We start from the raw sequence: 12,731 nt of genomic DNA on the forward strand, positions 1-12,731 counted from the left end.
CGGCGGGACGGGGACGGCGGGTCACTGGAGGGGGAAGGCACTGAGGAAGTGGCCGCCCAGCGCGAGCACCTTGCCCGCCTTGCGGTGAACGGCGAAGCGGGCGCCGACGGTCTTCAGGGTGCGTACCGTCGTTCCGTCGGCCAGGCCGACGACCCGCAGGCCCGAGGCTCCCGGTGCGTACAGGTGCTTCGTGCCGACGACGGGGGCCACCGTCATGCTGGGCCGCGCGCCGGCGACGGGGCGCTCCTGCCAGATCAGCTTGCCCGTCGCCGCGTCGAGGGCGACGAGGGCGGCGCCCTCGGCCGCGTACACGGAGCCGTCCTTCACCACCGCCGGACCGTAGCCCCCGGTGGCGCCGCGGCCGGGCCCGAACCGCCAGGCCGCCGTGCCGTCCTTGAGCCGCCGGGCGATCAGCTCGTCGGGCCCGTGGAGGTAGACGTGCTCGCCGTCGGCGGCCAGCAGGGTGCGCAGCGCGTCGGGCTTCCCGACGGCGACCGGCTGCTCCCAGCGGCGCGCTCCGGTACGGGTGTCGCGCGCGACGACCGAGACCTTGCCGTCGCCGTCCTCCATCAGCAGGACCAGCAGGCCGCCCGTCACACCGGCCGCCAGGGCGTACATGCGTTCCGAGTCCTTGGGCCGCAGGGGCAGCGGCTGGGTCCAGCGCTTCCCGCCGGAGTCCAGGTCCACCGCCACCAGGTACCAGGGGTTGCGGCGGCTGAAGCCGGTCCAGCCCACCCGCCCGGTACCGGCGGCCACGTACGCCACACCGCCGGCGACGCACAACAGCTGGTTCTCGTAGTGGGAGCCCTGGTACTCGGGGAACGTGGCGCGGGTGGTCGAGGTGCCCTTGACCGGGTCGACGTCGGAGATGACGAGCGGCTGGCCCTTGCCGGTGGTGTTCTCCAGCGCGTACAGCCGCGAGCCGTCGGAGACCACCTGGTGGGTGGCGCCGCCCTGGTCGAAGCCCTTCCCCTCCGTGCCGTCGCGGGCGTCCAGGTAGGTCACGCTGGTACCGCTGACCAGGCCGACGTGGTCGCCGATCACATGGGGGAGCGACGGGTAGAAGATGTCCTCCTCCGTCTCGCCGCCGATCTGCTTCTGCCAGACCCAGTCGTGTTCCGCCACCGGCTTTCCGGTGGGCGCGGGGGTCTTCGCGGACGTGCCGCCCCGCCCGTCGTCCGGTCCGCCGCCCCGGCCCAGCCACGCCCACGCGCCGGCGCCGGCAGCGGTCACGCCCAGGACCGACCCGCCGCCGGCCGTCAGGAGCCGGCGACGGGACACGGACGCGCCACGGGGGGCGGGGCCGGTGCTCTCGCCGGGCGGGGCCGGGAGGCGGTACGGGGCGGGGAGCCAGACCTCCGTCGCGCGGCGGGCGATGTCCGCGAGCAGCAGGGGCGGGAGGTGGTCGGCGAAATCGCCGTGCCCGTCGTGGAGCGCGGCGGCCAGTCCGGTCGTCGTGGGGCGCTGGGCCGGGTCCTTGGAGAGGCAGCGGGAGATCAGCGGGGCCAGGGACGGGGGGAGGGCCGTCAGGTCCGGCTCGGCGTAGCGGACCCGGTAGAGGAGGTCGGCCGGGCCGCCCGTGCCGAAGGGGCCGCGGCCCGTGGCCGCGAAGGTCAGGACGCCCGCCAGCGCGAAGACGTCGCCTGCCGGGGTGTGCTCCTGGCCCGTCGCCTGCTCAGGCGACATGAAGGCGGGGGTGCCGGCCGCCGCTCCCGTGCGGGTCAGCCGGTCGTCGCCGGCCGCGTGGGCGATGCCGAAGTCGATCACCTTGGGGCCGTACGCCGTCACCATGACGTTCGACGGCTTCAGGTCGCGGTGGACCACGTCCGACGAGTGCAGCTGGGCGAGTGCCCCGGCGAGGGCCGCGCCCAGGGCACGTACGGACGGTTCCGGCAGCGGCCCGCAGAGGTGCACCGCCTCGTCGAGCGGAGGGCCCAGCACGTACTCCGTGGCGAGCCAGGGGGTGTCGGCGAGGGGGTCGGCGTCGAAGACGGCGGCGCCGTGGCGGTCGCCGATGATGCGGGCCGCGTCCGTCTCCAGCCGGAAACGGGTCCTGGCCACCGGGTCGGCGGCTATGGACGCGTGCATCGTCTTGAGGGCGACCGTGCGGCCGCCGCCGGAGCGGGCCAGGTAGACCGTGCCCATGCCGCCGCTGCCCAGGCGGGCGACCAGGCGGTACCCGCCCAGCAGTGCCGGGTCGTCATGGGTGAGGGGGGACAGCATGGCGTCAGTTCCCGGGGGAGTGGGCGGGCAGGCGGAGTTCGGCGGCGAGAACCTCGGCCGACTGGCGGGCGAGCGCGGCGACGATCCGGCCGGGCAGCCAGCCGGGCGTGAGCAGGGCGCCCGCGGCCGACAGCACCGTGGCGTGCGGGCTCGGCGGCGCCAGGCCCGCGAGGACGGACGCCGCCGTGGGGCGGGCCGCCGGGTCCCTGGTCAGACAGGAAGTGATCAACGCCCGCAGGGCGGCGGGGAGTTCGGAGCGTTCGGGCACGGTGTGGCCGGTCGAGGCGTATGCGAGGACCGCGCCGAGCGCGTACACGTCGCCGGGCGGTCGCGGCCGCCCGCCCGTCGCCTGTTCCGGTGCCAGGGCGCCCGGGTCCAGGCCCGGCAGCCCGGATCGCCGGCCGCCGTCGGGACCCGCCGCCCGTACCGCGCCGAAACCGGTGAGCCGGGGGCCGTCGCCGGCCAGGAGCACGGTGGCGGGGGCCACGCCCGCGTGGGTCAGGCCCTGGAGGTGCGCCGCGGCCAGAGTCTCGGCGAGGGCCGCGCCGAGGGCCCGGACCGTCGCCTCCGGCAGCGGCCCGCCGTGCACGGCCAGTGCGACGGGCAGGGGCAGGACGGGCAGGTAAGGACTGGCGTACCAGGGCGCGCCGGGCGTGGCCGCGACCTCGGCCACGGGGGCGACCCAGGGGCCCGTCAGACGGCGGGCCGCCTCCGCCTCGACGGCGAAGCGGGCCGGATCGGCGCCCGGCAGCGGGGTGCTGACCAGTACGGTGCGCTCCCCGTCCGCGCCGCGCGCGACGAAGCGCCGGACGGGGACGTGGGGGGAGCGGGGCGGGTCGAGGCGGGTGATCAGGTGGTACGGGCCGACCGCGCGGAGGGAGGGGCCACCCGTGGAGGCGTCCGTGTGCGGCCGTTCCATGTGCGAATCCCCCTTGGCGATCATCAGAACGCCAGGAGCCTACTCAGAGGTCATCGGGAAGCACGAACCCGTAGGGGGGAGGCGGAGTCGACGCGGAGCGGAGGGGGGCCGACGACGACGCGGCGAGGCGCGGTGCCGGGGCACGCGAGCCGGGCAGGACCCGGACGAGAGGCCCTGGCTACGGGTGCCCGCGGCGCCTGTGCCGCGCGGCGTGGGACGCGCCGGCGGCACGTGGAGGCCGTGACCGGAATCGAACCGGCGTAACTCGCTTTGCAGGCGAGTCCCTCAACCACTCGGGCACACGGCCGTGTGCTGCTTTCGGTACGACCGTAGGCGGGCGGTGAGGGTGGCTCAAGAGTGGCGGGAGGGTCGCAACAGGACCGCCATACGCCGTTCATGGTCGTACGACCATGGAAGGAGCTCCCGCCCTCCTCGCGACAGGGGCCAAGTGCCGCCACGGACCTTACTCTGGGCTCCATGAGCAGCCTGGAGCCGAGCGACCCCGCCGGGATAGCCGCCGACGCGGACGCCGACCGCGCCGACCGCGTCACCGACCGCGACCTCGATCGCGTCACCGACCGCGCCGACCGCGTCATCGATCGCGTCGACCACATCACCGACCGCGTCACCGACCGCGCCGTCCCGGCCGACCTCGATCCGCCCCTGGCCGGCCGGGACGGCGTGCTGGACCGTGCGCACCGCGCGCTGAGCGTCGGCATCGTCTCCGTCGTCCTGCTGATCGCCTTCGAGGCGACCGCCGTCGGCACCGCCATGCCGGTGGCCGCGCGGGAGCTGGACGGGATCCCGCTGTACGCGTTCGCCTTCTCCGCGTACTTCACCACCAGCCTCTTCGCCATGGTCCTCTCCGGCCAGTGGTCCGACCGCGCCGGGCCGCTCGCCCCGCTCACCACCGGCATCTCCGCCTTCGCCGCCGGGCTGCTGCTGTCCGGCACCGCGGGCACCATGTGGCTGTTCATCCTGGGCCGGGCCGTGCAGGGGCTCGGCGGCGGGCTGGTGATCGTCGCGCTGTACGTGGTCGTCAGCCGCGCCTACGCCGAACACCTGCGGCCCGCCATCATGGCGGCGTTCGCCGCGAGCTGGGTCGTTCCCTCGATCGTCGGGCCGCTCGCCTCCGGGACGATCACCGAACACCTCGGCTGGCGGTGGGTGTTCGTCGGCATCCCCGTCCTCGTCGTCCTGCCGCTGGCGCTCGCCCTCCCGGCGATCCGCCGGACGGCCTCCGGGCCCACCGACCCGCAGGCGCCCCCCGCCCCCTTCGACCGGCGCCGGATCCGCCTCGCGCTGGCCATCTCGCTGGGCGCGGGACTGCTCCAGTACGCGGGCCAGGATCTGCGCTGGCTGTCGCTGGTCCCCGCAGCCGCGGGCGCGGCGCTGCTCGTCCCCGCGGCGCTCGGGCTGCTGCCGCGCGGCACCTACCGGGCGGCGCGCGGTCTGCCGTCGGTGGTGCTGCTGCGCGGTGTGTCGGCCGGCGCGTTCGTCTCGGCCGAGTCCTTCGTGCCGCTGATGCTGGTCACCGAGCGGGGGCTGAGCCCCACCCTGGCCGGCTTCTCGCTCGCGCTGGGCGGCGCCACCTGGGCCCTCGGCTCGTACATCCAGTCCCGGCCGCGGGTGGAGCCCCATCGTGAGCGGCTGATGGTCCTGGGCATGGTGCTGGTCGCCGCGGCCATCGCGGCCGTGCCGACCGTACTGATCCCCTCCGTCCCCGTGTGGGTCGTCGGGGTGGCCTGGGGCTTCGGCTGTCTGGGCATGGGCATGGTGATCGCCTCGACGAGCGTGCTGCTGCTGAAGCTGTCGGCCCCGAAGGAGGCGGGCGCCAACTCCGCCGCGCTCCAGATCTCGGACGCCCTCTCCAACGTCCTGCTCCTCGCCGCGGGCGGCGCCGCCTTCGCGGCCCTCGGCGGCGGCGCGGCGGGCGCGGCCCACACCGCCTCCGCCGCCGGCTCGCACCCCGGGGCCTTCGCGGCGGTCTTCCTGCCGATGGCCGCCGTGGCCCTCGTCGGCGCCTGGGTCGCCACCCGGCTGCGTACCCGTCCGTGACCGCTCCGCCACCGCTCCGGCATACCTGCTGGTCAGCACGGGCGGGACGCCCGCACGCCCGCAACTCGGCTGCCCCGGGGGCGTTGTGAGCCGGGTCTCAACCACCCCCGCCCCGGCCTCGTCGGGGCCGGGAGCGGCCGGCGGCACCGGTAGGGTGGCCCGGTTGTCGTACGTAACCGAGGGCCCGAATCGGAGACCGTGACTACTACCGCCTCCCATCACCTCTCGCCCGCCTTTCCCGGCCGGGCCCCCTGGGGTACCGCCAACAAGCTGCGCGCCTGGCAGCAGGGTGCCATGGAGAAGTACATCCAGGACCAGCCCCGCGACTTCCTCGCGGTCGCGACGCCCGGCGCCGGAAAGACCACCTTCGCGCTGACGCTCGCCTCCTGGCTGCTCCACCACCACGTGGTGCAGCAGGTGACGGTCGTCGCGCCGACCGAGCACCTGAAGAAGCAGTGGGCCGCCGCCGCCGCGCGGATAGGCATCAAGCTGGACCCGGACTACAGCGCCGGTCCGCTCAGCAAGGAGTACCACGGGGTCGCGATCACGTACGCCGGTGTCGGCGTGCGCCCCATGCTCCACCGCAACCGCTGCGAGCAGCGCAAGACGCTCGTCATCCTCGACGAGATCCACCACGCCGGTGACTCGAAGTCCTGGGGCGAGGCGTGCCTCGAAGCGTTCGAGCCCGCCACGCGCCGGCTCGCGCTCACCGGTACGCCGTTCCGGTCGGACACCAACCCCATCCCCTTCGTCACGTACGAGGAGGGCAACGACGGCATCCGCCGGTCGTCGGCCGACTACACCTACGGCTACGGCAACGCGCTCGGCGACGGCGTCGTGCGCCCCGTGATCTTCCTCAGCTACAGCGGCAACATGCGCTGGCGCACCAAGGCCGGGGACGAGGTCGCGGCGAAGCTCGGCGAGCCGATGACCAAGGACGCCGTCTCGCAGGCATGGCGCACCGCGCTCGACCCGCGCGGCGACTGGATGCCCAACGTGCTGCGCGCCGCCGACCAGCGGCTCACCGAGGTGAGGAAGGGCATTCCGGACGCCGGCGGCCTGGTCATCGCCTCCGACCAGGACTCGGCCCGGGCGTACGCCAAGCTGATCCGCGAGATCACCGGCACCAAGGCGACCGTCGTCCTCTCCGACGAGGCAGCGGCGTCCAAGCGGATCGACGAGTTCAGCGACAACGACGACCGCTGGATGGTCGCGGTCCGCATGGTGTCCGAGGGCGTCGACGTGCCGCGCCTGGCCGTCGGCGTGTACGCCACGACGATCTCGACCCCGCTGTTCTTCGCGCAGGCGGTGGGCCGTTTCGTACGGTCCCGCAGGCGTGGCGAGACGGCGTCCGTCTTCCTCCCCACCATCCCGAACCTGCTCTCCTTCGCCAACGAGATGGAGGTCGAGCGCGACCACGTCCTCGACAAGCCGAAGAAGGACGGGGACGAGGACCCGTACGCCGAGTCCGAGAAGGAGATGGACGAGGCGAACAGGCAGGAGGACGAGGACACCGGGGAGCAGGACATGCTGCCCTTCGAAGCCCTCGAATCCGACGCGGTGTTCGACCGGGTGCTCTACGACGGTGCCGAGTTCGGCATGCAGGCCCACCCGGGCAGCGAGGAGGAGCAGGACTACCTCGGCATCCCCGGACTGCTGGAGCCCGACCAGGTGCAGCTGCTGCTGCGCAAGCGGCAGGCGCGGCAGATCGCCCACAGCAAGCAGCGGCCGGCCGAGGAGGCCGACCTGCTGGAGCTGCCCGCCGAGCGGCGGCCGGTCGTCTCCCACAAGGAGCTGCTGGAGCTGCGCAAGCAGCTCAACACGATGGTCGGCGCGTACGTCCACCAGAGCGGCAAGCCGCACGGCGTGATCCACACCGAGCTGCGCCGGGTGTGCGGTGGTCCGCCGAGCGCGGAGGCGACGGCCGGACAGATCCGGGAGCGGATCAAGAAGGTCCAGGAGTGGGCCACCCGGATGCGCTGAGCACCTCCGCCTCTCCTGGCACCCGGACCTCCCTCCGCCACTGAAACGCCGCCGTTGCCGTGCCGTGCCGTGCCGTGCCGGGACTGTGACCGTGGCCGCCCCCCGTCCGACGACCGCGGCCGTCCCCGCCCGGCCCGCCGACGGGGACGGTCGCGTCCGTCGCCCCTGTCGCAGGCGCCGCACTGGTCGCACTGGTCGTGCTGCTCGTGGGCGGCGCCGCTCAGGTTCCCGGTCGTCGGCCGGCCCGTCCTGCCCTCGAACGCCGCGCCCCGGATATCGGACGCCGCTCGCCGCCCCCAGGCGCCCCCTCACCCCGCGCGCACGGCGGCTGCGCTGCTCACGCTCCGCGCGTACGCCCCCGCCGGCACGGGGAACCGGAGGCAACCCCCCCTGTCGCGCCCGGATTCTGGACGAGGTCTTCCGCTGAGCGGAGTCCGTCGCTACTGTCCCCGGCACATGCAAACGCCCCGTGGCAGCGCCGCCGCGGAGCGCAGCCGGTGTGCCATGGCCTCGCCGGCGGCCTCTCCGTGCGTCGCCGATGGGACCGGTGTCGCGTCCGCCGTTGAGAGTGTCCGCCGTCACTCACTCCGAAGGAGAGGGCGTCGTGACCGCGGAGACCTCCCAGACGCTCGACCGGGGACTGCGCGTCCTCAAACTGCTCGCCGACACCGATCACGGTCTGACCGTCACCGAGTTGTCCAACAAACTCGGTGTCAACCGCACCGTCGTCTACCGCCTGCTCGCCACCCTGGAGCAGCACGCCCTCGTCCGCCGGGACCTGGGCGGCCGCGCCCGGGTGGGGCTCGGCGTGCTGAGGCTCGGCCGGCAGGTGCACCCGCTGGTGCGCGAGGCCGCGCTGCCCGCGCTGCGCTCGCTCGCCGAGGACATCGGGGCCACCGCCCATCTGACCCTGGTCGACGGGGCGGAGGCACTCGCCGTGGCGGTCGTCGAGCCGACGTGGACGGACTACCACGTGGCCTACCGGGCCGGTTTCCGGCATCCGCTCGACCGGGGCGCGGCGGGTCGCGCGATCCTCGCCGCACGCCAGGGCGCCCTGACCGATCCCGGCTACACGCTCACGCACGGAGAGCTGGAGGCGGGCGCGAGCGGCGCGGCCGCACCACTGGTGGGCGTGACCGGTGTCGAGGGCAGCGTGGGCGTGGTGATGCTGGCCGACGCGGTGCCGGAACGGGTGGGCCCGCGCGTGGTCGACGCGGCACGCGAGGTCGCCGACGCCCTGCGCTGAGGTCTCCGGCCCGGATCGGGCACGGTCCGGGCCGGTGGCCGGGGGCGACGGGCCCGGCAGGGTCCGGACGTGAGGCAGGCGCCGGACCATGACCGCGGAGTTCCGGTGGGGACGCGGCGGCCGCCCCCGCCGTCGACGGCCGGGTGCGCTTCTCGGCGTCCAGCCGGTGCATGAGGGAAGCGGGCCGGGAGGCCCGTGAGAGTGGCGGCGGCCACGCGGGGGTCGCGCAGCCCCGGGCACGACGTGCCGCGTGCGGCGCCCCGAGTGGCCGGGGGCCGGGCGGGGGAGGCGGGCCCGATAGATTGGCGTCGTGCTCTCCAGTCTCTCGCGTCCCCGTGCTCTCGCTCTGTGCGCCCTGCCCGTCATCGCGCTGCTCGCCGTCGCCGGACTCGCACCGCTGCCGTTCTCCCTCGCGCAGCCCGGGTCCACGGCCGATGTGCTGGGCGAGGACGACGGCAGGCCGGTGATCACCATCAAGGGCGTGCCCGTGCGCAGGACCGAGGGCCAGTTGCGGATGACGACCATCGTGGCGACCGGGCCGCGTGCCGAGGTGGACTTCGGGGACGTCGTCGACAGCTGGTTCCGCACGGACCGCGCGGTGCTTCCGCGCGACGCCGTCTTCCCGCCCGGCAAGTCCGACGCGGAGATCGAGAAGCGCAACCTCGGCCAGATGGCCGAGTCGCAGGACTCGGCCACCCTGGCCGCCCTGAACTACCTCGGCAAGAGCGAGGACCAGGTCGACGTCACGCTCGACCTTCCCGACATCGGCGGCCCCAGCGCGGGGCTGTTCTTCGCGCTCGGGATCGTCGACAAGATCGAGGGTGACGGGGCCGGCGGCGACCTCACCGGCGGGCGGAACATCGCCGGTACGGGAACGATCTCGGCCGACGGCAAGGTCGGCGAGGTGGGCGGGGTGTCCCTGAAGACGCAGGCCGCCCGCCGCGACGGGGCGAGCGTCTTCCTCGTACCGAAGGGCGAGTGCTCCGACGCCCGGGCGGCCCTGCCCGACGGGCTGCGGCTCGTCCCGGTGACGACGCTCAAGGACGCGGTGTCGTCCCTCCGGGCGCTGGAGCAGGGGACGAAGGTCCCGAGCTGCTGACCCCGGCCACGGCCGCGTCGCCCGTCGGCCCCGGCCCTCGCTCCGTTCCTGCCGCGCCGGTCCGCGCCGCGTCGTCCGGTGCGCCGCCGTCGCCGCCCGGTCCGCCGAAGTCCATCTCCCGCCAGCAGGGGAAGACCACCGGCGCCAGGGTCGCCAGCAGGAACAGCGCGCCGAGCGCGAGCAACGCCGTGGGGAGCCCGGCCCGTTCGACGAGGTAGCCGGCGGCCACGCCGCCGAGCGGGGTGGTCATCAGCACCCCGGCGGTGGTCACGCCGGAGACCCGGCTGCGCAGTGCGCCCGGGACGCGCTCGTACAGCACGGTGGTGAGGATCGGGTTGAGCACCCCGGCTCCCAGGCCGCCGACGGCCATCGTCACGACCAGCGGCAGGAGGGTGTCCGTGAGGGCGGCGACAACGTACGGCGGCGCTCCGCCGACCAGGAACGCGACGGCGAACACCCACCGGCGAGGGAAGCGGTGGCCCACCGCCCCGTACAGCAGCGCCCCGAGCAGCGCGCACCCGCCGAAGACGGCGACGATCAGCCCGATGGCGGTGGCGCCGCCCAGGTTGTCCCGGGCGTGCACCGGCAGCAGGACCGAACTCCAGCCCTGGCTCAGGCCGTTGGTGACCATCACCATGACCATGATGGCCAGCAGCAGCCGGCTGCGCAGGACGAAGGAGTACCCTTCGCGCAGCTGGGCGCGGTAGGCGGACAGGGAGACCGGTGCGGTGTCCCGCTGCGGTTCGGCCGCCTTCACCCCGCGCACCCCCCAGGCGACGAGGAGGGCGGAGAGTCCGAAGGTGGCGGCGTCCAGCAGGAGCACCGTCTCCGCGCCGACGAACGCGATGAGCAGTCCCGCCAGCGCCGCCCCGGTCATCCTGGCGCCCCGCGACACCGCGTCGAAGAGGCTCGCGGCGCGGGTGAGCGTGGTCCCGGCCCGCTCGGCCAGGTCGGGTACGAGGACGTGCCGGGCGGTCTCCCCGGGCGCGTGGAACAGGCCGGTGACGCCCATCAGCGCGCACAGCACCCAGAAGTCGAGCCGGCCCGCGTAGTGCAGGAGCGGGATCGCGGCGAGGGCGAGGGCACAGACGAGGTCCGAGACGACGCTCACGCGGCGGCGGCCGATCCGGTCGATGACCGGGCCGCCGAAGACCGCCGAGACCACCACGGGCAGGGTGGCGCAGAACGCCACCAGGCCCGCCTTGCCGGGGCTGCCCGTGGTCTGGAGCGCGAACCACGGGACGCCGATGAGGGTCAGTGCGTTGCCGCTGATCGATATCGCGTTGGCCGCCAGCACGGTGGCGAGCGGGCCGCGTCCCCCCGGACCGGTCATGCGGCGCGGGGGGCGTGCGCGGGAGCGGTGGCCAGGCGGAGGCCCATCTCGACGAGTGTCCAGCCGAGTCGGGCGCGCAGGAGGCGGCGGCGGGCCGGCCGCGGGGGAGCCGCGTCCCGCAGGTCGGCGGCGCGCAGGGCGTGCAGCATCAGATGGACGTCGGGGTGCATGGCGGTGGTCCCTTCAGTCGTTCTTCTGGGGGAAGGCGCGGAGGTGGACGCGCACGCGGGCCGCGCCCTCCCCCGGTGCGACGTCGGCGTAGCTGTTGATCACCGCGTGCAGCTTCTCGTCCAGCTCGCGCAGCTGCTCGGGGTTGAGCCGGAGCGTGAAGTCGCTCATGTCCGCGTTCTTGGCCCACTCGGCCGGCCAGTCGCGCATCGTGCCGATCCAGGTGGTCAGTTCCTGGCTGTGGATGGTGGCGACCTCGTGGAGGAGGACGCCGAGCGCGCCCCGGGTCTCGGGGCTGTCGTCGTCGTACAGGGCGGGGCCGAAGTGGGTGCTGTAGTGGGCCGACCTCCACCACCGCTCGCGTCCCTTGCCGCGCTCGGGGTCGTCCTCGACGAAGCCGTACGCGGCGAGCTGGCGCAGGTGGTAGCTGGTGGCGCCGCTCGACTCGCCGAGGCGCTCGGCCAGTTGGGAGGCGGTGGCCGGGCCGTGCCGGCGCAGGGCGTTCAGCAGCCGCATCCGCAGGGGGTGGGCCAGTCCGCGCAGGGAGCGGACGTCCAGTTCGTGGGCCGGCGGCCGGTCGGGCGGCTGCTTCTCGGGGGTGGGCATGCCTCCAGCGTAGAGTTGCAAAGGAATGGTTGCAAGCATTTCTTTGCAAGTCCCGTTCCGGACGGCCCGGCCGCTCCCCTTGCGACCGCTCTCCGTGCGACCGCCCTCCCCTCAGCCGCCCTCCTTGATGAAGCCCTCCTTCACCAGCCACTCCTTCGCCACGCCGTGCGGGTCCCGTCCGTCCACGTCCACCTTCGCGTTCAGCTCCTGTGCCACCTTCGTGTTCAGCCGTGCGCTCAGCGGGTCGAGCAGCTTCGCGATCACCGGGTACTTCTCGAACGTCGGGGAGTGCAGGGCCGGGGCGGCGTTGTAGTGGGGGAAGAACTGCTTGTCGTCGGCCATGGTGTCCAGGTGCATGGCCTGGATGCGGCCGTCGGTGGTGAACACCTCGCCGAGCAGACAGGAGCCGCCCTGCGCGACCTGCGTGTAGATGATCCCGGCGTCCATCTTCTTGATGTTCCCGGCCGGGATGTCCATCCCGTACGCCTTCTCCATACCCGGCAGTCCGTCCTCCCGGGAGGCGAACTCGTTCTCCACGCAGACCGTCACCGCCGAGGGGTCCTTCCGCGAGAGTTCGGCGACGTCCGACAGCGTTCTGAGCCCGTACCTCGCGTTGTCGCGCCGGTTGATCGCCAGCGTGTACGTGTTGTCGAGGGTGGACGGCGGCAGCCAGGTGACCCCGTTGCGCACATCCGCGTCGCGCACCGCCTCCCACTGCTCCAGCGGGTCGGCGATCGGCTCCTGCCGGCCCTGGTACGTGATCCAGGCCGTGCCCGTGTACTCGTAGATCGCGTCGGCGTCGCCCTTGATGATGGCCTCGCGTCCGCTGATCGATCCCGGCAGGTTCGTCCGGTCCAGCACCTCCGCGCCCGCCGCCTTGAAGATGAGGCCGATCATCTGGCCCAGGATGATGTTCTCGCTGAAGTTCTTCGACGTCACCGTCAGGGACGCGCCCCTGAGCGGCTGTCCCTGGCCCACCGATCCCGGCAGCACGTCGTCGACCATCGGTGACCCGCTCTTCAGCCCGCAGCCGGACAGCCCCGCGCCGCCCACGAGCAGCGCCAGGGCCGCGGCCGCGGCCGTCGTCCGGTACCGC

At 74.0% G+C, this 12,731-nt stretch carries 10 protein-coding genes and 1 tRNA gene; 4 read left to right on the forward strand and 7 right to left on the reverse strand.

All coding sequences use genetic code 11. The features are described from left to right. Positions 1-21: 21 nt before the first annotated feature. The 3 genes from PUR26_RS07165 to PUR26_RS07175 all read right to left on the reverse strand — a co-directional run bounded on the left by PUR26_RS07165 (position 22) and on the right by PUR26_RS07175 (position 3,449). A complete protein-coding gene (locus PUR26_RS07165; protein WP_329870328.1) occupies positions 22-2,223 on the reverse strand; it encodes a protein kinase domain-containing protein in 2,202 nt (733 codons plus the stop codon). A gap of 4 nt (positions 2,224-2,227) precedes the next feature. Beyond that, positions 2,228-3,142, reverse strand: coding sequence for a serine/threonine protein kinase (locus tag PUR26_RS07170; protein WP_329870330.1), 915 nt, complete (start codon positions 3,140-3,142; stop codon positions 2,228-2,230). 232 nt (positions 3,143-3,374) lie between these two features. Then, a tRNA-Cys gene (locus PUR26_RS07175) sits at positions 3,375-3,449 on the reverse strand. 170 nt (positions 3,450-3,619) lie between these two features. On the opposite strand from PUR26_RS07175, the gene PUR26_RS07180 reads away from it, so the two are divergent. The 4 genes from PUR26_RS07180 to PUR26_RS07195 all read left to right on the forward strand — a co-directional run bounded on the left by PUR26_RS07180 (position 3,620) and on the right by PUR26_RS07195 (position 9,528). Then, a complete protein-coding gene (locus tag PUR26_RS07180) occupies positions 3,620-5,200 on the forward strand; it encodes an MFS transporter (protein ID WP_329870331.1) in 1,581 nt (526 codons plus the stop codon). A 198-nt stretch (positions 5,201-5,398) separates the two neighbouring features. After that, on the forward strand, positions 5,399-7,183 hold the full coding sequence (locus PUR26_RS07185) for a DEAD/DEAH box helicase (RefSeq protein WP_329870333.1): 1,785 nt from the start codon (positions 5,399-5,401) through the stop codon (positions 7,181-7,183). A 604-nt stretch (positions 7,184-7,787) separates the two neighbouring features. Next, the gene (locus tag PUR26_RS07190; RefSeq protein ID WP_329870335.1) at positions 7,788-8,429 is read left to right on the forward strand and encodes an IclR family transcriptional regulator; all 642 of its coding nucleotides are present in this window, start codon (positions 7,788-7,790) and stop codon (positions 8,427-8,429) included. A gap of 310 nt (positions 8,430-8,739) precedes the next feature. Further along, positions 8,740-9,528, forward strand: coding sequence for a YlbL family protein (locus PUR26_RS07195; protein WP_329870336.1), 789 nt, complete (start codon positions 8,740-8,742; stop codon positions 9,526-9,528). Here PUR26_RS07195 and PUR26_RS07200 read toward each other — a convergent pair. From PUR26_RS07200 to PUR26_RS07215, 4 genes are all read right to left on the reverse strand, one after another. Next, entirely contained in the window at positions 9,467-10,861 is a 1,395-nt protein-coding gene (locus PUR26_RS07200; protein WP_329870337.1) for an MFS transporter, read from the reverse strand. The genes PUR26_RS07195 and PUR26_RS07200 overlap by 62 nt on opposite strands. Then, on the reverse strand, positions 10,858-11,031 hold the full coding sequence (locus PUR26_RS07205; protein WP_329870339.1) for a hypothetical protein: 174 nt from the start codon (positions 11,029-11,031) through the stop codon (positions 10,858-10,860). The genes PUR26_RS07200 and PUR26_RS07205 overlap by 4 nt, the downstream gene beginning before the upstream one ends. 13 nt (positions 11,032-11,044) lie before the next feature. Beyond that, positions 11,045-11,635: an ArsR/SmtB family transcription factor gene (locus PUR26_RS07210; RefSeq protein WP_329870341.1), complete on the reverse strand. Its 591-nt coding sequence runs from the start codon at positions 11,633-11,635 to the stop codon at positions 11,045-11,047. A 111-nt stretch (positions 11,636-11,746) separates the two neighbouring features. After that, entirely contained in the window at positions 11,747-12,640 is an 894-nt protein-coding gene (locus tag PUR26_RS07215) for a glycine betaine ABC transporter substrate-binding protein (protein ID WP_329870528.1), read from the reverse strand. Positions 12,641-12,731 lie beyond the last annotated feature (91 nt).

Source organism: Streptomyces sp. SP18CS02 (assembly GCF_036322365.1).
Lineage (GTDB): Bacteria > Actinomycetota > Actinomycetes > Streptomycetales > Streptomycetaceae > Streptomyces.

Coding starts and splice junctions, on each gene's coding strand:
- PUR26_RS07165 (WP_329870328.1), bottom strand. CDS start 2,223: ATGCTGTCCCCCCTCACCCATGACGACCCGGCACTGCTGGGCGGGTAC.
- PUR26_RS07170 (WP_329870330.1), bottom strand. CDS start 3,142: ATGGAACGGCCGCACACGGACGCCTCCACGGGTGGCCCCTCCCTCCGC.
- PUR26_RS07180 (WP_329870331.1), top strand. CDS start 3,620: ATGAGCAGCCTGGAGCCGAGCGACCCCGCCGGGATAGCCGCCGACGCG.
- PUR26_RS07200 (WP_329870337.1), bottom strand. CDS start 10,861: ATGACCGGTCCGGGGGGACGCGGCCCGCTCGCCACCGTGCTGGCGGCC.
- PUR26_RS07205 (WP_329870339.1), bottom strand. CDS start 11,031: ATGCACCCCGACGTCCATCTGATGCTGCACGCCCTGCGCGCCGCCGAC.
- PUR26_RS07210 (WP_329870341.1), bottom strand. CDS start 11,635: ATGCCCACCCCCGAGAAGCAGCCGCCCGACCGGCCGCCGGCCCACGAA.
- PUR26_RS07215 (WP_329870528.1), bottom strand. CDS start 12,640: ATGGTCGACGACGTGCTGCCGGGATCGGTGGGCCAGGGACAGCCGCTC.